General features: G+C 74.3%; 17 protein-coding genes, 1 pseudogene and 1 riboswitch. Of the genes and pseudogenes, 7 read left to right on the forward strand and 11 right to left on the reverse strand.

Translation table 11 applies throughout. From position 1 onward, the window contains the following. Positions 1–346: 346 nt before the first annotated feature. A riboswitch (M-box (ykoK) riboswitch) is annotated at positions 347–520 on the reverse strand. A gap of 78 nt (positions 521–598) precedes the next feature. The 3 genes from ACFWA9_RS06745 to ACFWA9_RS06755 form a co-directional block, all read right to left on the reverse strand. Next, positions 599–1,522 carry a RimK family alpha-L-glutamate ligase gene (locus ACFWA9_RS06745; protein ID WP_380383803.1) on the reverse strand — a complete coding sequence of 308 codons (924 nt, stop codon included), beginning with the start codon at positions 1,520–1,522 and terminating at the stop codon, positions 599–601. 283 nt (positions 1,523–1,805) lie between these two features. After that, positions 1,806–2,831, reverse strand: a complete 1,026-nt coding sequence (locus tag ACFWA9_RS06750; protein ID WP_380383806.1) for a hemolysin family protein — start codon at positions 2,829–2,831, stop codon at positions 1,806–1,808. Further along, positions 2,828–4,195: a hemolysin family protein gene (locus ACFWA9_RS06755; RefSeq protein ID WP_380383908.1), complete on the reverse strand. Its 1,368-nt coding sequence runs from the start codon at positions 4,193–4,195 to the stop codon at positions 2,828–2,830. Before ACFWA9_RS06755 ends, ACFWA9_RS06750 begins: the two co-directional genes overlap by 4 nt. Before the next feature lie 363 nt (positions 4,196–4,558). Between ACFWA9_RS06755 and ACFWA9_RS06760 the strand changes: the two genes are divergently transcribed. Beyond that, a complete protein-coding gene (locus ACFWA9_RS06760) occupies positions 4,559–5,920 on the forward strand; it encodes an MFS transporter (RefSeq protein WP_352290742.1) in 1,362 nt (453 codons plus the stop codon). A gap of 45 nt (positions 5,921–5,965) precedes the next feature. Here ACFWA9_RS06760 and ACFWA9_RS06765 read toward each other — a convergent pair whose 3' ends face one another. Then, positions 5,966–6,760: a metal-dependent hydrolase gene (locus tag ACFWA9_RS06765; RefSeq protein WP_329491395.1), complete on the reverse strand. Its 795-nt coding sequence runs from the start codon at positions 6,758–6,760 to the stop codon at positions 5,966–5,968. Between the two features lie 381 nt (positions 6,761–7,141). Between ACFWA9_RS06765 and dnaE the strand changes: the two genes are divergently transcribed. Next, positions 7,142–10,699: a DNA polymerase III subunit alpha gene (gene dnaE / locus ACFWA9_RS06770; protein ID WP_352290743.1), complete on the forward strand. Its 3,558-nt coding sequence runs from the start codon at positions 7,142–7,144 to the stop codon at positions 10,697–10,699. Positions 10,700–10,709: 10 nt separating this feature from the next. Here dnaE and ACFWA9_RS06775 read toward each other — a convergent pair whose 3' ends face one another. The 3 genes from ACFWA9_RS06775 to ACFWA9_RS06785 all read right to left on the reverse strand — a co-directional run bounded on the left by ACFWA9_RS06775 (position 10,710) and on the right by ACFWA9_RS06785 (position 13,024). Beyond that, positions 10,710–10,919 (reverse strand): hypothetical protein, encoded by a 210-nt coding sequence (locus ACFWA9_RS06775; RefSeq protein WP_380383810.1) that lies wholly within the window; start codon positions 10,917–10,919, stop codon positions 10,710–10,712. Between the two features lie 100 nt (positions 10,920–11,019). Beyond that, the gene (locus tag ACFWA9_RS06780) at positions 11,020–11,778 is read right to left on the reverse strand and encodes a class I SAM-dependent methyltransferase (RefSeq protein ID WP_329491391.1); all 759 of its coding nucleotides are present in this window, start codon (positions 11,776–11,778) and stop codon (positions 11,020–11,022) included. A gap of 601 nt (positions 11,779–12,379) precedes the next feature. After that, complete coding sequence (locus ACFWA9_RS06785; RefSeq protein WP_380383813.1) at positions 12,380–13,024, reverse strand: lysophospholipid acyltransferase family protein; 645 nt, start codon at positions 13,022–13,024, stop codon at positions 12,380–12,382. 122 nt (positions 13,025–13,146) lie between these two features. Between ACFWA9_RS06785 and ACFWA9_RS06790 the strand changes: the two genes are divergently transcribed. Together ACFWA9_RS06790 and ACFWA9_RS06795 are read left to right on the forward strand one after the other, a co-directional pair. Continuing rightward, a complete protein-coding gene (locus tag ACFWA9_RS06790; RefSeq protein WP_380383816.1) occupies positions 13,147–14,628 on the forward strand; it encodes a bifunctional phosphatase PAP2/diacylglycerol kinase family protein in 1,482 nt (493 codons plus the stop codon). Positions 14,629–14,847: 219 nt separating this feature from the next. Continuing rightward, entirely contained in the window at positions 14,848–15,054 is a 207-nt protein-coding gene (locus ACFWA9_RS06795) for a hypothetical protein (RefSeq protein ID WP_352290748.1), read from the forward strand. A 140-nt stretch (positions 15,055–15,194) separates the two neighbouring features. Here ACFWA9_RS06795 and ACFWA9_RS06800 read toward each other — a convergent pair. Next, positions 15,195–15,583, reverse strand: a pseudogene (locus ACFWA9_RS06800) (winged helix-turn-helix transcriptional regulator). 159 nt (positions 15,584–15,742) lie between these two features. Here ACFWA9_RS06800 and ACFWA9_RS06805 point away from each other — a divergent pair. Further along, positions 15,743–16,609 carry an SDR family oxidoreductase gene (locus ACFWA9_RS06805; RefSeq protein WP_380383819.1) on the forward strand — a complete coding sequence of 289 codons (867 nt, stop codon included), beginning with the start codon at positions 15,743–15,745 and terminating at the stop codon, positions 16,607–16,609. Positions 16,610–16,666: 57 nt separating this feature from the next. Here the strand turns inward: ACFWA9_RS06805 and ACFWA9_RS06810 are convergent, their stop codons facing one another. The 3 genes from ACFWA9_RS06810 to ACFWA9_RS06820 all read right to left on the reverse strand — a co-directional run bounded on the left by ACFWA9_RS06810 (position 16,667) and on the right by ACFWA9_RS06820 (position 18,847). After that, positions 16,667–17,236, reverse strand: a complete 570-nt coding sequence (locus ACFWA9_RS06810) for a MepB family protein (protein WP_352290750.1) — start codon at positions 17,234–17,236, stop codon at positions 16,667–16,669. Between the two features lie 38 nt (positions 17,237–17,274). Continuing rightward, positions 17,275–18,393 (reverse strand): DUF6745 domain-containing protein, encoded by a 1,119-nt coding sequence (locus ACFWA9_RS06815; RefSeq protein ID WP_380383822.1) that lies wholly within the window; start codon positions 18,391–18,393, stop codon positions 17,275–17,277. Between the two features lie 127 nt (positions 18,394–18,520). Further along, positions 18,521–18,847 (reverse strand): hypothetical protein, encoded by a 327-nt coding sequence (locus tag ACFWA9_RS06820; protein WP_380383825.1) that lies wholly within the window; start codon positions 18,845–18,847, stop codon positions 18,521–18,523. Between the two features lie 154 nt (positions 18,848–19,001). On the opposite strand from ACFWA9_RS06820, the gene ACFWA9_RS06825 reads away from it, so the two are divergent. Together ACFWA9_RS06825 and ACFWA9_RS06830 are read left to right on the forward strand one after the other, a co-directional pair. Then, positions 19,002–19,955, forward strand: coding sequence for an STM4015 family protein (locus tag ACFWA9_RS06825; RefSeq protein ID WP_380383827.1), 954 nt, complete (start codon positions 19,002–19,004; stop codon positions 19,953–19,955). Between the two features lie 105 nt (positions 19,956–20,060). Then, a complete protein-coding gene (locus tag ACFWA9_RS06830) occupies positions 20,061–21,002 on the forward strand; it encodes an STM4015 family protein (protein ID WP_380383830.1) in 942 nt (313 codons plus the stop codon). Positions 21,003–21,015 lie beyond the last annotated feature (13 nt).

Consider the following 21,015-nt stretch of genomic DNA (forward strand, 5'->3'; position numbering starts at 1 on the left):
TTCGGTGTCCGCCGCGCTTCCTGGACGTCGGTCGCGGGAAGCCGGGGCGGGTGGGGAGGCGCCCGGCCGGCCTCCACCGCGCACGGCGCCCGGCCGCGCGGTGGCCCGTCGTCAGCGACGGGCGGTGCGGCGGCGGGGAGCGGGAGCGGTACGGGAGGAGGGGTGCCGGGGGCCAGGAGAAGAGGGGGCGGTGCCGGGGCAGGGCCGACTTCGGCCCGGACTACTGGGATCCACAGCTCTCACCTCCTCGCCGTCGGGGCGCCCGTACCCCGGGTCGCCGTTACCGGGCCATCAGGGAGCGAGCCACGCCGTACGGCCGAGGGCACGGCTGCCCTGCGGGAACGGGTGGGCACCCCTGATCTCGTCAGAGCTTTGGCACGCCACGGCGTAGCACCCGGGGGTGCAGCCACTTGGGGTCACCCCTTAGGCCGGGGAGACCTGTCCTGAACCTGGGCGTCTCTCGACGTCGTGGGGTCAGTGGCCTGTGTCCGTGGCGACGCCTCACCGAACGAGGTGCCTGCACAACTGTCCCGAGTCTAGTACCCGCGCGCCCGTGCCTCCGACCAGGGCCCCGCCCGCAGTGGCGCCCCGGCCCCGGCTAGAGGTGCGCGGCCACGTACGGGACGGCGGTCGACTCCAGGCCGCCGACGGTGCCGAACTGCGGGTGGACGTTCACCTCGAAGACTACGCCGCCGCTCTCGGCCGCGAGGTCGACGCCGGCCAGCGGGAGGCCGAGCGACTTGGTCGCGGCGATCGCCAACTCGGCTAGGCCGGCCGGCAGTTCACTTTCCGGCAGGACGGCGGAGAGGGCCCCCCGGCTCTCGTTGCAGGGTGCGTCCGGGTCCGGCTGGACGTGCTCGACGGCGCGCACCACGCGTCCGTCGAGGACCACCACCCGGTACTGGTGGCGCCGGCCGTCCGCGGTGAAGTTCCGGGCGTCGCGGGCGATCAGCCAGTCGGCCCCCGCCTCGGCGTAGTAGCGGGCGGCGGCGGCGAGTTGGGCAGCGGTGGTGAGGTGGAAGACGTCGTTGCCGCCCATCCCGACGGTCGGCCGGGCCCAGACGTCGTCGCCGAGCCGGTCGAAGGCCTCGGCGACGGCCCCCGGGGCGGGCCGGGAGAACGCGACGGTGGGCATGTGCGCGATGCCGTCCCGGGTGAACCGTTCGACGGTGCGGTCCTTCTCGGTGGCCACCCGCCAGGCGTCGACGTCGGTGCCGAGCGAGCGGGCGCCGTGGGCGCCGAGCAGGCGCTGGCACTGCTCGAAGTCGCGGCGCCGGTGCGGCGGGATCTCGTAGACGATCACCGCCCCGGCCGTCACGGCGACGCCCTCGCCGGGCACCTCCAGCCGGAGGCCGCCGCCCGCGCCGGAAGCACCGGAACCGGAGCCGGAACCGGAGATCCGGCCGGTGCCGCCGGTCATGAAGTGCCGGGCGTCGAGGAGGACGGGTGCCCGGCCGGTGAGTTCCCGCACGGCGGTCGACAGGATCTCCCGGCTGCCCTCGGTCGAGCTGTGATCGGTCATCAGAACGAGCTCGCTTCGGACCATGCCGCCATGGAACAGCCGCCCGGCCCGCGGCGACAAGGGTGCCTCTTGCGCCGCTCCGGCCCCGGATGGCCGAAACCGCCCCTGCCGGACCGTCGGGCCGGCAGGGCCGGCAGGGCCGGCAGGGGCGGCAGGGCCGGCAGGGGCGGTCGCCGGTCGCGCCGGCTCGACGGCGGCTCCGGAAAGCCCGCAGCCCGCCCCGGTCGCGTCCGGGGCGGGCTGTCTCACGGGTGCGGGCGGCGGGCGCGCGTCCCGCCCGCCGCTACGGCCGCGCGGGGGCCGGGCGGACCAGCTCCTTGAGGACGTCCTCCATGGTGACCAGGCCGGAGGCGGTGCCGTCGGCGGCGATCGCGGCGGCCAGGTGGGTGCCGGAGCGGCGCATGGCGGTCAGCACGTCGTCCAGCGGGGTGGACTCGGGGACGCGCGCGATCGGGCGCAGCGCGCGGGCCGGGAACGGCCGGTCGCGGGCGCCGTCCTGCTCCAGGGCGTCCTTGATGTGCAGGTAGCCGAGCACCGTCCGGTCCGCGTCCAGCACCGGGAAGCGGGAGAACCCCGTCCGGGCGGCGAGCCGCTCCAGCTCGACCGGCGTGGTGCCGGGGCCGGCGAAGACGATCTCCTCGCGCGGGGTGACCACCTCGGAGACCGGGCGCGAGCCCAGCTCCAGGGCGTCCCGCAGCAGCTCGGTGTCGCGGTCGCTGAGCAGTTCGGCGTCGGAGGAGTCCTTGACCATGCGGGCCAGCTCCTCCTCGGTGAACACCGAGGCGACCTCGTCCTTGGGCTCGACCTTCAGCAGGCGCAGGATCCGGTTGGCGAAGGCGTTGATGGAGAAGGCGATCGGCCGTACCGCGCGGGTCACCGCGACCAGCGGCGGCACCAGCAGGTAGGCGGCCTTCTCCGGCGCGGCCAGGGCGATGTTCTTGGGGATCATCTCGCCGAGCAGCATGTGGAGGTAGGTCGCCACGGTCAGCGCGACGACGAAGGCGATCGAGTGGATCAGGGCGTCCGGCACGCCGACGCTGTGCAGCGGGGGCTCCAGCAGGTGGGCGATCGCGGGTTCCGCGACCGCGCCGAGCACCAGCGAGGAGACGGTGATGCCGAGCTGGGCGGTGGCCAGCATCGCGGAGACGTGCTCCAGACCCCAGATCACCGTGCGGGCGCGCCGGTCGCCGGCTTCCGCGCGCGGCTCGATCTGGCTGCGCCGCACCGAGATGAGGGCGAACTCGCCGCCGACGAAGAAGGCGTTGGTCACCAGCGTGAGCAGCCCGATGACGAGCTGGATCGCGGTCATCGGTTCTCCTCCGGGCGGTGTCCGGTGCCGTCGGCGGCGCCGGTGTCCGGGTCGGCGTCGGGTGCCGGGCCGCTGATCCGGACGCGTTCGGCGACGTGGTGCGCGACGGCCGTGACGTGCAGGGTCCAGCCGTGGGTCTCGACGACGTCGCCGGGCACGGGGATCCGGCCGAGGCGGTCGGCGATCAGTCCGGCGAGGGTCTCGTACGGCCCCTCGGTGTCGGGCAGTCCGACGGTGTCGAGCTGGTCGGTGCGGGTGATGCCGTCGGCGTCCCAGCGGTGGCGGCCGTCCTGGCCCTCGCCGAGGTCGATGAGGTCGGGCAGTTCGGCCGGGTCGTGCTCGTCGACGACCTCGCCGACGACCTCCTCGACGATGTCCTCCAGGGTGGCGATGCCGGCGGTGCCGCCGTACTCGTCGATCACCACCGCCATGGTCTCCTCGCCGCGGAGCAGGTCCAGCAGGCGGTCGACGGTGAGCGTCTCGGGCACCAGCAGCGGCTCGGTCACCAGGTTCGCCACCGGGTGCAGGTGGCGCCGGTCGGCGGGGACGGTGAGCGCGTCCTTGATGTGGACGGCGCCGACGACCTGGTCGAGGTTGCCGCGGTAGACCGGGAACCGGGACAGCCCGGTGGCCCGGGTGAGGTTGGCGACGTCGGCCGCCGTGGCGTGCTCCTCCAGGGCCCGGACGTCGACCCGGGGGGTCATCACGTTCTCCGCCGTCAGCTCGCGCAGGTTGAGCGAGCGGACGAAGAGTTCGGCGGTGTCGGGCTCTATCGCGCCGGCCCGGGCGGAGTGCCGGGCGAGGGCGACCAGCTCCTGCGGCGTCCGGGCGGAGGCGAGGTGCTCGGCGGGCTCCAGGCCCAGGCGCCGCACCACCCGGTTCGCGGTGTTGTTGAGGTGCCCGATCAGCGGCGAGAAGGCGGCCGAGAAGTAGTACTGCGGCCCGGCCACCACCTTCGCGACGGCGAGCGGGCGCGAGATGGCCCAGTTCTTGGGCACGAGCTCGCCGGCGACCATCAGCACGACGGTGGAGAGCAGGACCCCGAGCAGGATCCCGACGGTGTTGACCGCGCCGCTCGGCAGGCCCAGGGCCTCCAGCGGTGCGCGCAGCAGCCCCGCCACGGCCGGCTGGGCGACCATGCCGATCACCAGGCTGGTGATGGTGATGCCCAGCTGGGCGCCGGAGAGCTGGAAGGTGAGGCGCCGGGCCGCCTTCAGCGCGACGGGGGCGCCGCGCTCGCCGGCGTCGGCGGCGCGTTCGAGGGCGCCCCGCTCGACGGTGGTCAGGGAGAACTCCGCGGCGACGAAGACCGCGCAGGCGGCGGTGAGCACCAGGGCGAGGAGCAGCAGCAGGACGTCGGTCACCGTGCCACCCCCGCCCCGTTGGTCGAACACGTCTTGACGGGAACAGCACGGTGAGAACTGGGAGGTTCGTCCATCGCGGGGTCCGCGACTCCTTCACTGCGACGAGGGTGGCCGGTCGGCGGGCGGCCCGGTCCGGGGGGAACGGGTCACCAGCTCTACAGGAGTGTAAAGGGTTGGCAAATCAGAGTGCCGTAAGGGCCGCCACCTGTGTGGTCGCCGCCGCTTCGGGCCAACCCTGCCGTCGCCGCGGCCGTCACCGCCGCCGGCACGGCCCTCGCCACCGAAACATGTGCACAGGTACGCACATGTTGGCTACGATGGTGGGCGTACCCGCACGACGCCGACCGGGGACGGGACCACCGCATGCCGGCCATCCTGCGCAACCGCACCTACCGCCACCTGTTCACGGCCCAGCTCGTCGCCCTGGTCGGCACCGGTCTGGCCACCGTGGCGCTGAGCCTGCTGGCCTACGACCTCGCCGGCGACCACGCCTCGGCCGTCCTCGGCACCGCGCTGGCGATCAAGATGGTGGCGTACGTCACCATCGCCCCGCTCGCCGGCGCGCTGGCGGACCGGATCCCGCGCCGGGCCCTGATGGTGGCCATGGACCTCACCCGGGCCGCCGTCGCGCTCACCCTGCCGTTCGTCACCCAGGTCTGGCAGGTCTACGCCCTGATCTTCCTCCTCCAGGCCGCCTCCGCCGCGTTCACGCCGACCTTCCAGGCCACCCTGCCGGAGGTGCTGCCCGCCGAGCGCGACTACACCCGGGCCCTGTCGCTGTCCCGGCTGGCCTACGACCTGGAGAGCCTGTTCAGCCCGGCCCTCGCCGCCGGGCTGCTGGCCCTGCTCTCCAGCGGCTGGCTGTTCGCGGGCACCGCCGCCGGCTTCCTCGCCTCGGCGGCCCTGGTGGTCTCCGCCGTCCTGCCCAAACCGGCGCCCGTCGAGCGCGCCGGCGGCGTCTACGCCAAGGCCGCCTTCGGCACCCGGCTGTTCTGGGCCACTCCCCGACTGCGGGCCCTGCTCGCCCTGGACCTCGGCGTCGCCGCCGCGGGCGCCATCGTCTTCGTCAACACCGTCGTCCTGGTCCGCGAGCACTTCCACCGGCCGGCCGGCGCCCTCTCGCTCGCGCTCGGCGCGTACGGCGCGGGCTCCATCCTGGCCGCGCTGCTGCTGCCGCGCGTGCTCGGGCGGATCGGCGACCGGGCGGTGATGCTGCCGGCCGCCTTCGCCCTGCCGGTGGTCCTGGCGGGCGTCGCCGCCGTCACCGCCACCGCCCCGAGCGCGTGGTCCTGGGGCGCCGTGCTGACCGCCTGGGCGGCGATCGGCGCGGCCTGCTCGGCGGTCCTCACCCCCGGCGGCCGGGTGCTGCGCCGCTCCGCGGCCGACGCCGACCTGCCGGCCGCCTTCGCCGCGCAGTTCTCGCTCTCCCACTCCTGCTGGCTGCTGACCTACCCGCTGGCCGGCTGGCTGGCCGCCGGAGCGGGGCTCCCGGCCACCGCCGCCGCCCTCGGCGCCGTCGCGCTCGCCTCGGCGGCCGCCGCCACCGCCCTCTGGCCCGCCCGGGAGGCCGCCGAGCTGGACCACGTCCACGCCGACCTGCCGCCGGACCACCCCCACCTCGGCGACGCCCACCCGGCCGCCGGCGGCTGGCGGCACGGGCACCGCTTCGTCATCGACCAGTACCACCGCCGGTGGCCGGCGCACGGCGACGTCCGCCCCGGCTGACGGCCGGGCACCCCGGGACGTCAGGGGCACCCCCGGCCGCACGGCTCAGCCGAAGAAACCGAGCGCCCCCAGCGCGCAGACCCCGCCGAGGCCCATGAACACCGGCGTGAGCACCTTGAGCTCGACCCAGCTGCCCGCCCGGAACCGCATGCCCTTCGGCGGCCCCACCGGGTACCAGCGCTTGCGCCCGATCGGGATCGGCCAGAACACCGGGCAGCCCGAGACCGTCAGCGCGTCCCCGAGGCAGTGCACCAGCGAGCCGAGCGCGATCGGCAGGCCGATCCACAGGTACTGCTGCCCGGGCTGGTCGAACAGCCACTGCGAGCCGTTCCCCGGCTTGTCCAGGACGTCCGCCAGGACCCAGGCGCTGGTCGCCCCGAGCAGCCAGACCAGCACGTCGCTGGAGACCCGGGCGTGGCGCCACAGCAGCCCCTCGATCGCCAGCACCATGTGCACGAAGAGCACCGCCAGCACGCCCCAGCGGCCGCCGTAGACCGCCACCGCGGCCGCGCCGGCGCCGCACAGCACCGCCCACAGCCAGGTGTGGGTCAGCGTCCGGTGCCCGCCCGAGCGGCGCGGGTCGCCCTTCTTCCGGGTCGACCGGTAGGCCGCGTACGAGAGCTTGTCGATCACCTCGCAGAGCGTCCGGGACACCGGCCCGAACGCCCGGGATATCGTCGCCGCCTTGTGGTCCAGATCCGGCGCCAGCGCGGCCCCCGCACAGATCAGCGTTCCCGCCAGCAGCACCGGCCAGGGCATCGGCTCGCCCAGCCCCGCGGCGATCGCCCCCGCCCCCAGCCACGCTGCCGCACCCGACAGCGCATGCGCCGGTCCCATCATGAGCTGGCTCCCGCCCTCGTTCCCAAAGCGCCCTCCACGAGGACGTGACGGGGCAGCAGCCTAGCCGTCCAAGATCCACTCCCGTCGCCGGGTCGAACCCGACCGCCCCCGTCGGCAGTGCGCCGCCGAGGGCGCTGTCAAGCACCGCGCCCGCGACACGCCGCCCGGGCGGGACCGGCCGCCGCGATCGCGAGTCCGGGCCCGGGACCCGCTAGCCTGGACGGCTTACGCCCCCGGACCGCCAGCCCCACCGGCCCCGTGCACCGCGCCCCGCCCGCACCCGCCGGAGCCCCACCCGTACCACCTCGCGCCCCGCAGCGAAGCGCACCGCACGCACCGAAGCGCGCAGCACCGCGCCGCACCGACAAGGAGCCCACCGCCGTGTCCGACACGTTCGCACACCTGCACGTCCACACCGAGTACTCGATGCTGGACGGAGCGGCGAAGAACGGGAAGCTCTTCGCGGAGGCCGAGCGGCAGGGCATGCCGGCCATCGCGATGAGCGACCACGGCAACATGTTCGGCGCGTACGAGTTCTTCCACGCCGCCGCCAAGACCGGCGTGAAGCCGATCATCGGCATCGAGGCCTACGTCGCCCCGGCCTCGCGCTTCCTGAAGAAGCAGGTGTTCTGGTCCCCCGGCGGCCAGCGCCCGGCGAGCTCCGACGGCGAGGGCGGCAAGGACGTCTCGGGCGGCGGCCGCTACACCCACATGACCATGTGGGCGCAGAACGCGACCGGTCTGCGGAACCTCTTCAAGCTCTCCTCGCTCGCGTCGATGGAGGGCTACTACATGAAGCCCCGCATGGACCGCGAGCTGATCGCGGCCAACGCGACCGGCATCATCGCCACCACCGGCTGCCCCTCGGGCGAGGTGCAGACCCGGCTGCGGCTCGGGCAGTACGACGAGGCGGTCAAGGCGGCCGGCGCCTACCAGGACATCTTCGGCAAGGAGAACTACTTCCTGGAGCTGATGGACCACGGCCTGTCCATCGAGCAGGACGTCCGCCAGGACCTGCTGCGCCTGGCCAAGCAGCTGAACATCCCGCTGCTGGCGACCAACGACTCGCACTACGTCACCGCCGACCAGGCGGACGCGCACGACAGCCTGCTCTGCGTCGGCGTGGGCAAGAACAAGGACGACCCGAACCGGTTCAAGTTCCAGGGCACCGGCTACTACATCAAGACCGCCGACGAGATGCGCGAGCTGTTCCGCGAGCTCCCGGAGGCCTGCGACAACACGCTGGCGATCGCCGAGCGGGTCGAGTCGTACGAGGACGTCTTCACCTACGTCGACCGGATGCCGCAGTTCGACGTCCCCGAGGGCGAGACCCAGGCGTCGTTCCTGCGCAAGAAGATCGACGCCGGGCTGAAGGTCCGCTACGGCGACAACCCGAGCCAGGAGGTCCTGGACCGGATCGAGCTGGAGATGGGCGTCATCTCCCCGATGGGGTTCGACGCCTACTTCCTCGTGGTCGCCGACATCTGCCAGTACGCCCGCGACAACGGCATCCCGGTCGGCCCGGGCCGAGGCTCGGCGGCCGGCTCGATGGTCTCCTACCTCACCCGGATCACCGAGCTGGACCCGCTGGAGCACGACCTGCTGTTCGAGCGGTTCCTGAACCCCGAGCGCATCAACCCCCCGGACGTCGACATCGACTTCGACGACCGCCAGCGCGACCAGATGGTGCGCTACGTCACCGAGAAGTACGGCTCCGCCTACACCGCGCAGGTCAACACCTTCGGCACGATCAAGGCCAAGGCCGCCGTCAAGGACGCCAACCGCATCCTCGGCTACCCGTTCGCGATGGGCGACCGGATCACCAAGGCGATGCCGCCGGACGTCATGGGCAAGGGCGTCCCGCTCGCGGACCTCTTCAACGAGAAGCACCCGCGGTACAACGAGGGCACCGAGATCCGCTCGCTGTACGCGAACGAGCCCGACGTCAAGAAGATCATCGACACCGGCCTGGGCATCGAGGGCCTGATCCGCGGCACCGGTGTGCACGCCGCCGCCGTCATCCTCTCCTCGACCCCGCTGCTCGACCTGATCCCGCTGCACATGCGGGACAAGGACGGCGTGATCATCACCGGCTTCGACTACCCGTCGTGCGAAGCCATGGGCCTGATCAAGATGGACTTCCTGGGTCTGCGGAACCTGGGCATCATCGATCACTGCATCAAGATCGTCAAGGCCAACCGGGGCATCGACGTCGACATCGAGAAGATCGCGCTCGACGACCCCACCACCTACCAACTGCTCGCCCGCGGCGACACCCTGGGCGTGTTCCAGCTCGACGGCGGCCCCATGCGCGCCCTGCTCAAGCTGATGAAGCCCACCGAGTTCGCCGACATCTCCGCCGTCTCGGCGCTGTACCGGCCGGGCCCGATGGGCATGAACTCGCACACCAACTACGCGCTGCGCAAGAACGGCCAGCAGGAGATCATCCCGATCCATCCCGAGCTGGAGGCCCCGCTCAGCGAGGTCCTCGGCCCCACCTACGGTCTGATCGTCTACCAGGAGCAGGTGCAGCGAGCCGCGCAGGTGCTGGCCGGCTACAGCCTCGGCCAGGCCGACCTGCTCCGCCGCGCGATGGGCAAGAAGAAGAAGGAGGTGCTGGAGAAGGAGTTCGTCCCCTTCCACGCGGGCTGCAAGGAGCGCGGCTACTCCGACGAGGCCATCCAGGCGGTCTGGGACGTGCTGGTCCCGTTCGCCGGCTACGCCTTCAACAAATCGCACTCCGCCGCCTACGGCCTGGTCTCGTACCAGACGGCCTACCTCAAGGCCAACTACCCCGCCGAGTACATGGCGGCGCTGCTCACCTCGGTGGCGGACGACAAGGACAAGATGGCGGTCTACCTCGCCGAGTGCCGCCAGATGGGCATCAAGATCCTGTCCCCCGACGTCAACGAGTCCGTGGTCGACTTCACCGCCGTCGGCAGCGACGTCCGGTTCGGCCTGAAGGCCGTCCGCAACGTCGGCGTGCCGGTCATCGAGTCCCTGGTCAAGACCCGCAAGGAGAAGGGCAAGTACGCCTCCTTCGCGGACTTCCTGGACAAGGTCGAGCTGGTGGTCTGCAACAAGCGCACCGTCGACTCCCTGATCAAGGCGGGCGCCTTCGACTCGCTCAGCCACACCCGCCTGTCGCTCAGCACCGTCCACGAGAGCGCGATCGACGCCGTCACCGGCCTGAAGAAGCAGCAGGCGATCGGCCAGGACGACCTGTTCGGCGCCCTGGACACCGGGGACGGCGGCGCACCGGCCATCGGGCTGGACTTCGAACTGACCGACCGGGAGTGGCCGCGCCGGCAACTGCTCAGCCTGGAGCGGGAGATGCTGGGCCTGTACGTCTCCAGCCACCCGCTGGACGGCGCCGAGCACATCCTCTCCCGCAACCGCGACACCTCCATCGCCGAACTCCTCGGCTCCGGCCGCACCGAGGGCGAGGTGCGCCTCGCCGGCCTGATCACCGCCGTCGACCGGCGGATCAACAAGGCGGGCAACGCGTGGGCCATCATCACCCTCGCCGACCGCGACGGCTCGGTCGAGGTGCTCTTCTTCCCCGCCACCTACAACCTGATGGCCGATCAGATGGTCGAGGACAACGTCATCTCGGCCCGGGGCCGGCTCAATGAGCGCGACGGCTCGCTGAGCATCTTCGGCCAGGAGATCACCACCCTCGACGTCTCCTCCGCCGAACTCGGCACCAAGCCGCCGGTGCAGATCACCGCGCCGCTCGGCAAGATCACCCCGACCGTGGTGGGCGAGCTGAAGCTCGCCCTCCAGGCCCACCCCGGCGACGTCCCGGTCCGGCTGCTGACCACCAACTGGGACAAGGACACCCTCTACGAACTCGGCTTCCTGGTGAATCCCGACAACGGCCTCGCCTCGGACATCAAGACCCTGCTCGGCACCAACTCCTGGGCGGGCACCCTGTAGCGGGCCGCGTTCAGCTCTCCGGCCGGGCCGGCGCCCCGGCCCGCCGGCCCAGTGCGCGCAGCACCTGGACCGGCAGGCCGGGGTTCCCGGCCGCGACCGCCGCGGTGTCGGGCTCGCGCAGCAGGGCGACCAGGACGGCGGCGGGCAGCCGGGGATTGCGTGCGGCGGCATGTCGGACCCCCGGCCCCAGGTCGTCGAGCAGCCGGACCGCCGACGCCACGGAGAGCCGCGGGTCCGACGCGACCCGGCACCGCACCTCCTCGGCGGAGTCCCAGCCGAGCCGCTCGACCAGCTCGGCCGTCGACTCTCCGGCCGCGAGGTCACAGCGGTTTGCGGGCCTCGATGAGGAAGCGTGCGGAGTAGGCGACGAACGAACCCTCGGCGCGGATCTGCCGGTCCAGGTCGTGGAGCCGGTCGCGATGGGCGGCGACCGTGAAGCCGGGCACCATCCAGATCACCTTCCGGAGGAAGTACACGACCGCGCCGATGTCGAAGAACTCCATCCGCAGCCGCTCGGACCGCAGGTCCGTCACCTCCAGCCCGGCGGCCCGGGCGTCGGCGCTCTCGGTGTCGGGGTGCCGCGCCAGGCGGGCCTCCGGCTGCGGGCCGAGGAAGTACTCGACCAGCTCGAACACCGAGGCCGGGCCGACGTGCTGCGCGAAGTACGTACCACCGGGCCGCAGCACGCGGGCGATCTCCGCCCACCAGACCGTCGCCGGGTGACGGCTGGTCACCAGGTCGAACGCCCCGTCGGCGAAGGGCAGCGGGGGTTCGTCCGGGTCCGCGACGACGATCGCTCCCAGCGGGTGCAGCAGCCCGGTCGCCCGAGCCACGTTGGGCGGCCACGACTCGGTGGCGACCATCGCGGGCGGCAGGGGACCGGCGCCGGCCAGCACCTCGCCGCCGCCCGTCTGGATGTCCAGCGCCGCCGAGGCCGCCGCCAGCCGCTCCCCCAGCAGGCGTTGGTAGCCCCAGGAGGGGCGCTGCTCGGTGGCCCGCCCGTCCAGCCAGGAGAAGTCCCAGCCATCGACGGACACGGCCTCGGCCTCGGCAATCAGTTCTTCGAACGTACGCGACATAACCGCATCATCGCGGCCCCCGGCAGGCCCGGCCAACCGGATTTCCGCAGGCGGGGCCGCTGCCGAGCGGAGCACCGGCCGTCCCGGCGCGGCCCAGCGGCCTCCTCGTCGAAGGGGCCGGCGGAGGAATCGGCGACACAGGAGCCGCGCCGCCCCGAGAGCGTCGGCGGTCGCGGAGCCGGGATCGCCGCCCAGGCGCGGCAGGGTGCCCGGGGCGGACGCGCGGGGCCGGGACGGGGAGTCACCCGGTGTCCCGGCGGCCGACGGAGTGCGTGGCGGTGATCCACCTGCGCCGGGCGGGCCGGGTCGCGGGGCTTCGGCCAGTCGCGGGGGCCAGCGGGTGGGGGCGCCGGGGGGTGCGCCGGTCCTGGTCGCCGGAGAGGCCCCTCCGGTGGTCGGGGGGCTGGAGGGGGCCGCACAGGTCCGCGCGGCTGGTCACCGGGCGGGGCGACGTCCCCGCGGTCGGGTGCTGCGGCCCGGCGGTCGGACCGATTCCTCGGTGGCGGTCCCGGGGCCGACCGGCCCGCTCGGGTCGTCCGGTCGACGCAGAGGCCGGTCGACGCAGAGGCCGGCCGACGCGGTGGTGCGCCGCGGCTCCCCGTCAGGCGGCGGCGTTGCGGGCGGCGGTGGCCCAGGCGGCCGTGACGGCGCGGTGGGCGGTGGCGGTCGCGGTGGCGAGGTCGTCGTCCAGGCGCAGTGGGGCGCCGAGGTGGACGTGCAGGGCCGGGCGGCGCGCCGGGGCGGTGGTGAGGCCGGCGAGCTGCTTGACCGCGCCGCCGGAGCTCAGGCGGCGGGCTCCCGCCTGGCCGAGCGGGACCACCGGTGCGCCGGTGGCCCCCGCTAGCCGGGCGAGGCCGCTGCGGAACGGGCCGGGCGCCAGCTCGCCGGAGTCGGAACGGCGCGGCAGGCCGCCCTCGCCGTAGATGAGGACCAGGTGTCCGGCAGCGAGGGCGTCGGCGGCCCGGTCCAGGGCGTCGGCGGCGTGCTCGGTGCCGCGGTGGACGGGGATGTGCCCCTCGTGGCGCAGCAGCCGCCCCAGCAGCGGGACCCGCCAGAGGCCGGCCGTCGCGAGCACCACCGGTCGCGCGCCGAGGCGGTGCAGGGCGGCGAACACGATCGCGGGGTCGGCGAGCGAGGTGTGGTTGGCGGCGACGATGCTCCCGGGTGCGAGCACGGCCTCGGGGTCGGCGCTCACCCGCAGGGAGCCGAAGGCGGGGACGAGGAGGGCGGCGGTTCGGCTGAGCATGGCTGGTGGGTCCTCCGGTGGGCGGGTGAGCTGCCACCAGTGTTCGCCGTTTCGGCCCGGCACGCCTGAGTACCCGTACTCAATGCCGCGCAGATCTGCGGGAGCCCGACTAGGCTCGCCGGATGAGGCGACTCGACGCAGTGGACCGGGCTTTGTTCGACCGAGTGGCGCTGGCGCGCCTGCGCCATGCCCAGCCGTGGCTACGGCGCTTGAGCCGGGCGGCGGACCACGGGGTGCTCTGGATGGGCACGGCCGCCGTGCTGGGGGCGGTCGGCGGCCGGGCCGGGCGGCGGGCGGCGCTGCGCGGGGTCGGGTCGCTGGCGATGGCCTCGGCCGTGGCCAACATCGCCGCCAAGCAGCTGACCCGCCGTCCTCGCCCGGTGCTGGACCAGGTGCCGGTGGTGCGGCAGTTGCTGCGGCAGCCGGTGACGAGTTCGTTCCCGTCCGGCCACTCGGCCTCGGCCGCCGCGTTCGCGACGGCCGTGGCGATCGAGGCGCCGCTGCTGGGCGTCGTGGTGGCGCCGGTGGCGGCCGCGGTCGGGGCGTCCCGGATCTACACCGGCGCGCACTACCCCGGTGACGTGCTGGCCGGGTTCGCGCTGGGTTCGGGGCTGGCGGCCCTGACGCTTCGCTGGTGGCCCCGGACGAACGACCGGCCGCCGCTCGCCGGCCCGCCGCCCCGGCCGGCGCCGGCGCTGACCGAGGGGGCCGGGCTCTCGGTGGTGGTCAACAGCGGTTCGGGGAGCGGGGCGTTGCTCGCCGACGGCCCGGAGGACACCGCGGCCGTCCTGCACACGCTGCTGCCGCGCGCGCAGGTGCGGGTCTGCGGACCGGACGACGACCTGCCCGCCCTGCTCGCCGAGGCGGCCGACCGGGCGGCGGCGGACGGCGGCGCGCTCGGGGTCTGCGGCGGCGACGGCAGTGTCAACCTGGCCGCCTCCCTGGCGGTCGAGCGCGACCTGCCGCTGGCCGTCTTCCCCGGTGGCACGCTCAACCACTTCGCGCTGGACCTCGGGATCGAGTCACTGGAGGCGACGGCGGGCGCCGTGGAGGCCGGCTCCGCCTGCGGCGTCGACCTGGGCCTGGCCGTCGACGGCACCGAGCGGCGGATCTTCCTGAACACCTTCAGTCTCGGTGTGTATCCCGAACTGGTCCGGCTCCGCGAGTCGTTGGAGGGCCGGCTGGGCAAGTGGCCGGCCCTGGCGGTGGCCGTCGCCCGGGCGCTGGGGAGCGCCGAACCGGTCACCGTCGAGGCCGGCGGACGCAGCCGGCGGCTCTGGCTGCTGTTCGCGGGCAACGGCGCCTACGACCCGCCGGGCTTCGCCCCCACCCGGCGGACCGGCCTGGCCGACGGCCTGCTGGACATCCGCGTGGTGGACGGCGGCAGCCCGTTCGCCCGGACCAGGCTGGCGGCGGCCTTCCTGTCCGGCACGCTGTCGCGTTCGCGGGTCTACCACTCGGCCCGGCTGACCGGCCTGGGCCTCGACTCGCTCGGCGACGCCGACCGGATCGCGGTGGACGGCGAGAGCCTGCCGGCGGCCGGTGCCCTGCGGCTGGGCAAGGCGCCGAACGCCCTGACGGTGTACCGCCCCGAGCCCTCGTAGCGCGCGGGGCCGTGGGGGCCTGCCGGAGGCAGCCCACCGTAGGCGCCGCCCGCGGCCGCGGTCCGGACTCTGGGTAGAGCCCCGGGCCGGGCCGCGGTCCCGGTCGCGGTCCCGGGCGGGGGCGACACGCAAGGCGCACCATTCGGGTGACATTCCCCGGCGGTGCCCGCCCCGATTCCCTAGTGTGCAGAGCAAGTTAGCCTACGAAGGGGTTGCGCCATGTACCGTACCGTCCGCACCGTCGCCGTCCTCCTGGCCGCCATCGGCGCCGCCGCCGTCCCGACCCAGGCGTTCGCCGACGGCCCCGAGGTGACCACCACGACCATCACGGTCATCGGCACCGGCAACCAGCTCGCCGGGGCCGACATCTTCAACACCGGTGGCGACAACGTGGTCGGCTCGTTCAACGGCAACGAGATCTCCTGACCCTCCGAGAACCGCCCGGCACCGGGCCGTACCGGTACTGCCCGGACCGCCACCACCGCCCGCGCCCCCCGGCGCGGGCGGCGGTGTGCTGTCGGCCCGCTTCCCGGTCACCCTGGCGGCGCCGGCGGATCCACCGAGGATCAGCGGGGCGGCGTGCTGTCGTACTCCTCGCGGGCCTGCGCGACGCGGTCCAGATTGGCGGCGGACCAGTCGGCGAGGGTGGCGAAGAGCGGGGCGAGACTGTCACCGAGTTCGGTGATCTCGTACTCGACGCGGGGCGGCACTTCGGCGTGGTACGTCCGCCGGACCAGCCCGTCGCGTTCCAGCTGGCGCAGCCGCTGGGTGAGCACCTTGGGGCTGATGTCCGCCACCCGCCGCTGCAGTTCGACGTAGCGCTGGCGGCCGTGCGCGTGGAGCGTCCACAGCACCGGGGTGGTCCAGCGGCTGACACGAGGTCGACCACCGGGCCGATCGGGCACGCCCGCACCGGATCGGTCGTTCCGTCCGCCGCCCAGGCCATCTCGCTCATGCCGCCCCCTCCGAGCCGGGTCACTTTCCTCTAGGTACCTAACTGTACGCAGGCTGTTAGCGTCGTCCTGTCGCCACCGAGGAATCCCCTCAAGTGGCCGCAACTCTCGTGTGAACAGCGGGAATTGACGATAGCGAAGAGCGAAGGACGGGGACGGACATGATCGTGGTGACGGGTGCGACGGGCAATGTCGGACGACCGCTGGTGCAGGCGCTGGCGGCGGCGGGCGAGCAGGTGACGGCGGTGTCCCGGCGGCCGGCGGACGCCACCCTGCCGGACGGCGTGCGACACCACCGCGCCGACCTCGCGGACGCGGAGAGCCTGCGGACCGCCCTGGACGGCGCCGACGCGCTGTTCCTCCTCCTCTCCGGCGAGCTGCTGACCGGCGGTGAGAGCCCGGCCGCGCTGGTCGGCGTGGCCAGGTCCGCGGGTGTGCGGCAGGTGGTGCTGCTCTCCTCCCAGATCCTGGGCACCCGGCCGGTGCCGCCCTCGCACGCCCGGCTGGGGGCCTTCGAGCAGGCCGTCCGGGAGTCCGGGCTCGACTGGACGATCCTGCGGCCGAGCGGCTTCCACTCCAACGCCTTCGCCTGGGCGGAGCCGGTCCGCACCGGCGGGACGGTACCGGCACCGTTCGGCGATGTGGCCCTGCCGACCGTGGACCCGGCGGACCTCGCCGCCGTGGCGGCCGTCGTGCTGCGCGGCGACGGGCAGCACCACGGCCGGACGTACGTGCTGACCGGGCCAGCGCCGGTCTCCCCGCGCGAGCAGGCCGCCGCCCTCGGGGCGGCGACCGGCGCGCCGCTCGCCTTCGTCGAGCTGAGCCGCGAGGCCGCCCGGGCGCACCTCCTGGCCTTCATGCCGGAGCACGTGGCCGACGGCACGCTCGACATCCTCGGCGCACCGACCGACGCCGAACGGCAGGTCAGCCCGGACGTGGAACGCCTGCTCGGCCGCCCCGCCGGCACCTTCGCCGACTGGGCCCGGCGCAACGCCGCCGCCTTCCACCGGACGAGCCCCGCCGAGTGACCGGCGGTCGGGGCGGCCGGCCGTCGGGGGCGGCCGGCCGTCGAGGCCCGGCCGCCGCTACCGCCGGTAGAGCTCCCGGGCCCGGGCGAGGTCGACGGGGCCGCCCTCGGGCAGGTGCAGGAAGTGCTCCAGCTGCCACGCCTGCGCGCTGCCGGCCTGCCGGTTGGCGGTGGTCACCCAGGGCGGGTAGACGCGGAAGGCCCGCTTCCCGCCGGAGCCGTCCACCGCGACCACACCGTGCCGGCGGAGCGCGTCCATGGGCAGGACGAACTGGCCGGCATGGCGACCGTCGCGGGTGCCGATGACGAAGAGGTCGACGGGGTCGGTGGCGTCGAAGGGCTGGATCGGCCCGCCCGGGGACCTCTTCCAGACCGTGACGAACTGGCCGGCCTTGGTGGGGGTCGTCCTGGCCGCGCGGAAGCGGACCGGGCGGCCGTCCAAGGTGAAGGCGTGGGCGGCGTAGTCGGCGCTCTCGGCCTCGGGGACCGGCCGGGTGCAGGTGAACCCGCAGGGGTCGTAGACGAGCGCCTTCGCCGCACGGAGATCGCCGTGGACCCGGTCGGTGTCCGACCACGGTTCGAGGCGGCCCGCGCGGGGGCCGGCCGGGTGCTCGTCGTTCGTCGCCATGGCTTCACCCTGTCACAGCCGCCCGGGCCGGCGACCGCTCAGGTCTCGCGTTGGGGGTGGTACTCCGCCTCGGGTATGCCGAAGGTCCAGGCGACCCCGGCCCGGGCCGTGCGGGTGCTCGGCGGGACCCGCAGCCAGTAGGTGCGGAAGGTGCCGTCCGGCTCGGCGGTGGAGTTGACCACCTCGACCATCACCACCGCCTCGTCGTCCGGGAGTTGGATCCGCCAGAGCACACCGGTCTCGTCGCGGTGCAGCGGCTCGGCGCCGGAGTCCGCCAGGTAGCGCTCGTAGCCGTAGTGCTCCAGCAGGACGCGGCGCAGCTCGGCGTTCTCCTCCGTCCGGATCCGCTCGACCGTGACGCCGCCGAGACCGGACAGGAAGTCGGCCGGGACAGGCATGCCGCGCCAGGCGTGCAGGGCGAAGCCGTCGGCGAACCCCAGGGCCGGGCCGTCGGCCCGGTCGAGCCGGCCCGCCTCGTCGCGGTGCAGCGCGACCGGCCGCTCGCTGACCAGGGCCACGCCCTCGTACGGCCACCACCAGCCGGCCTCGCCCGCGACCTCGGCCAGCGCGTCGATCCCGGCCGGCGCGTCGATCCCGGCCCGATCCGCCGGTGCCCCGGCGAGCACGCCGGCCGCCTCGAAGGCGGCGAACCACGGCGCGTCGTGCTGGCCTCGGACGGCGTCCAGCAGCGCCAGCCGGACGGCGGTGCGTCGGGCGCGGGCCACGTCGGCCTCGGGCTGGTCGACCTCGTCGAGGTCGGGCTCTGGGGCGAGCCGGTCGAGCACCGCGTCGCGGATCCGCCCGGCCAGCGCGTTGGTCACCGGGCCGATCTCACCACCGGTCAGGGACCAGAGCGGCGCCCACCCGGCCGGCCCGACCCGCTCCACGGCCCGGCGCCTGGCGGCCTCCCACGGCAGCGTCCGCACGGCCTCGCGGACGCTCACCGCGCCGGCGGCCCGCAGCTCCAGGGCCGCCTGCGCCGCCGCCGGCGGCGAGCCGAACCAGCGGACCTCGGCCGGCTCGGCCAGCCCGGCCGCCCGGTAGGCGTCCCGCACCGCGCGCTCGACCGCGACCCGGTCGGCCGCCCCGGTGGCCGCCGCGCACGCCCGCCAGCGGGCCGTCACCTCGGCCGGCCCGACCGTCTGCTCCGTCACCATCACCTGCTCCTGTCCCGGCCGGGCCCGTGCCCGGCCGACCCACTCGTTCCGTCCACCGCCACCACCCCGGGAGCCGCCGGCCCCCGGCCCGCCCCGCCGCCCGCGGGCCCCGCCCGCCCGGACCTCGTCAGTCCGCGACGACGCGCACCGCGCCCGGCACGTACTCGCGCTGGCGCACCACCCGGTACCAGCCCTTGGGCAGCGGTATCGCGGCGTGCTCCTCGTGCACCACCCGACCGCCCTCGGGCAGGTGCAGCCAGGCGGCGCCGAACGGCCCGGCCTCCCGGCGCAGCTCCCCCGGGCCGACCACGGCGTGCGCGTGGCCGGTGACCTCCCCGAGCGCCAGCACCAGCCGGCCCCGCGCGTCCCTGGGCTGCGCGGCCAGCGCCGCCACCCGCAGGGGCACCGCGGCCTCCGCCGTCGGCACGATCAGCACGTCACCCTGGCGATACATCAGTCCTCCCTGACCGACCCGACGGGCGTCGGAATCTCACGGTCCGAAACGTAGGACAGGGGTCCGACAAACGCGCCCGGGTCCGCCCCGGCGACCGGTTTGTCGGACCCGGCTGGTAGACAGTTGTTCGGCCCGCATCCCGGAGGAGCAGCGCATGACGGTCGGCAAGCACATCGAAGAGTTCCACGGCCTCCCGGTCCTCGACTTCGTCCAGGCGGTCGAGGACGGCACCGCCCTGCCCGAGGCGGCGGCGGTCGCCTGGAAGGTCGGCATCGAGTTCGACTCGCCGACGTCGTTCGTCGAGCGCTGGCAGCAGTTCCTCGACGCGGTCGACACCGAGCGGGTCACCGCCGTGGTGGTCGGCGAGTGGTCCTCCGACGGACCGGAGAGCTTCACCGGGCCGCTGGCCGCGATCCTCGCCGCCGCCGACCGGCTGCCGGCCCTGCGCGCCCTGTTCATCGGCGACATCACGTACGAGGAGAACGAGATCTCCTGGATCAACATGGTCGACGTGACGCCGGTGCTGACGACGTACCCGCTGCTCGAAGAGCTGGTGGTGCGCGGCGCCGCGGGATCCATGGTCGAGGACGACGGGATCGCCCTCCAGGCACTGCGTCACGAGCACCTGAAGGCCCTGCGGTTCGAGTCGGGCGGCCTGCCCGCCGCGGTGCTGCGGGCGGTCGCGTCCAGCGACCTCCCCGCGCTGGAGCGGCTGGAGTTCTGGCTCGGGGTCGAGAACTACGGCGGCGACTCCTCCCTCGACGACCTGGCGCCCTTCCTCGACGGCGCCCGGTTCCCGGCGCTGCGCCACCTCGGCCTGCAGAACAGCGAGATCCAGGACGAGATCGCCGCCGCCGTCGCGCACGCCCCGGTCGTCGCCCGGCTCGACTCGCTCAACCTCTCGATGGGCGTCCTGACCGACCAGGGCGCCACCGCCCTGCTGGAGGGCCAGCCGCTCACCCATCTGCGGGCCCTCGACCTGCACCACCACTACCTCACCGACGCGCTCCAGGAACGGCTCCGGGAGGCCCTGCCCGGGGTGGCCGTCGACCTCTCCGAGGCCGGGAGCCCGGACGACCGGTGGCGCTACGTCGCGGTCGCCGAATAGCCGGGCACCGCCCCGCCCACACCTTCGCCGCTCGCCGCTCGCCGCTCGCCGCCCACCACTCACCGCCTGCCGCTCACCGGCAGCGCACGCAGCACAGGGGACCGTATGCACGCCTACCAGCACCAGCGGGAGTTCCACGGGCTCCCCGTGGTGGAGTTCTCCGGCGAGGCCGGTGCCACGGGCGACCGGCCGGCGCCGGGCGCCGCCGCGTGGCGGCTCGCCGTGCCCTACGGCGCGGGCACCGGCTTCGACGCGCTCTGGGACACCTTCCTCGACACGGTGGACCCGGACGAGGTCCGGGCGCTGCTGATCGGCCCCTGGTGGACGGACGGCTACGGGCCGGTGACCGACGCCCTGGCCCGGGTCGTCGGTGACGCGGGGCGGCTCCCCGCCCTCGAAGCGCTCTTCGTCGCCGACGTGACGTCCGAGGAGTGCGAGATCTCCTGGTTGGAGATGTCCGACGTCACCGTGGTGGCGGCGGCCTTCCCCCGGCTCACCGAGCTGGTGGTGCGCGGTGGCGGCGGGCTGGCGCTCGCGCCGTTCCGGCACGACCGGCTGAAGGCCCTGCGGTTCGAGGCCGGCGGGCTGCCCGGCACGGTGGTGCGGGCCGTGGCCGGCTCCGAACTGCCCGCCCTGGAGCGGCTGGAGCTCTGGCTCGGGGTGGACGAGTACGGCGGCGACTCGACCATCGACGACCTGGCGCCCCTCCTCGACGGCGCCCGGCTCCCGGCCCTGCGCCACCTCGCCCTGGCCAACAGCGAGTACCAGGACGAGATCGCCGCCGCCGTCGCGCACGCGCCGGTCGTGGCGCAGTTGGAGGTGCTCGACCTCTCGATGGGCGTGCTGTCCGACGAGGGCGCCGCCGCCCTGCTGGAGGGCCAGCCGCTGACCCATCTTCGGCTGCTCGACCTGCACCACCACTACCTCTCCGAGGAGCTCCAGCAGCGGCTGCGCGAAGCCCTGCCGGGGGTGGAGCTCGACCTCGACGAGGCCGAGGCGGAGTACGAGGACGACCCCGAGGACCGCTACGTCGCGGTCGCCGAGTAGCCCGGCGCGGTCC

It is taken from the genome of Kitasatospora sp. NPDC059973, from assembly GCF_042737525.1.
In the GTDB taxonomy this organism is placed as follows: Bacteria; Actinomycetota; Actinomycetes; order Streptomycetales; family Streptomycetaceae; genus Kitasatospora.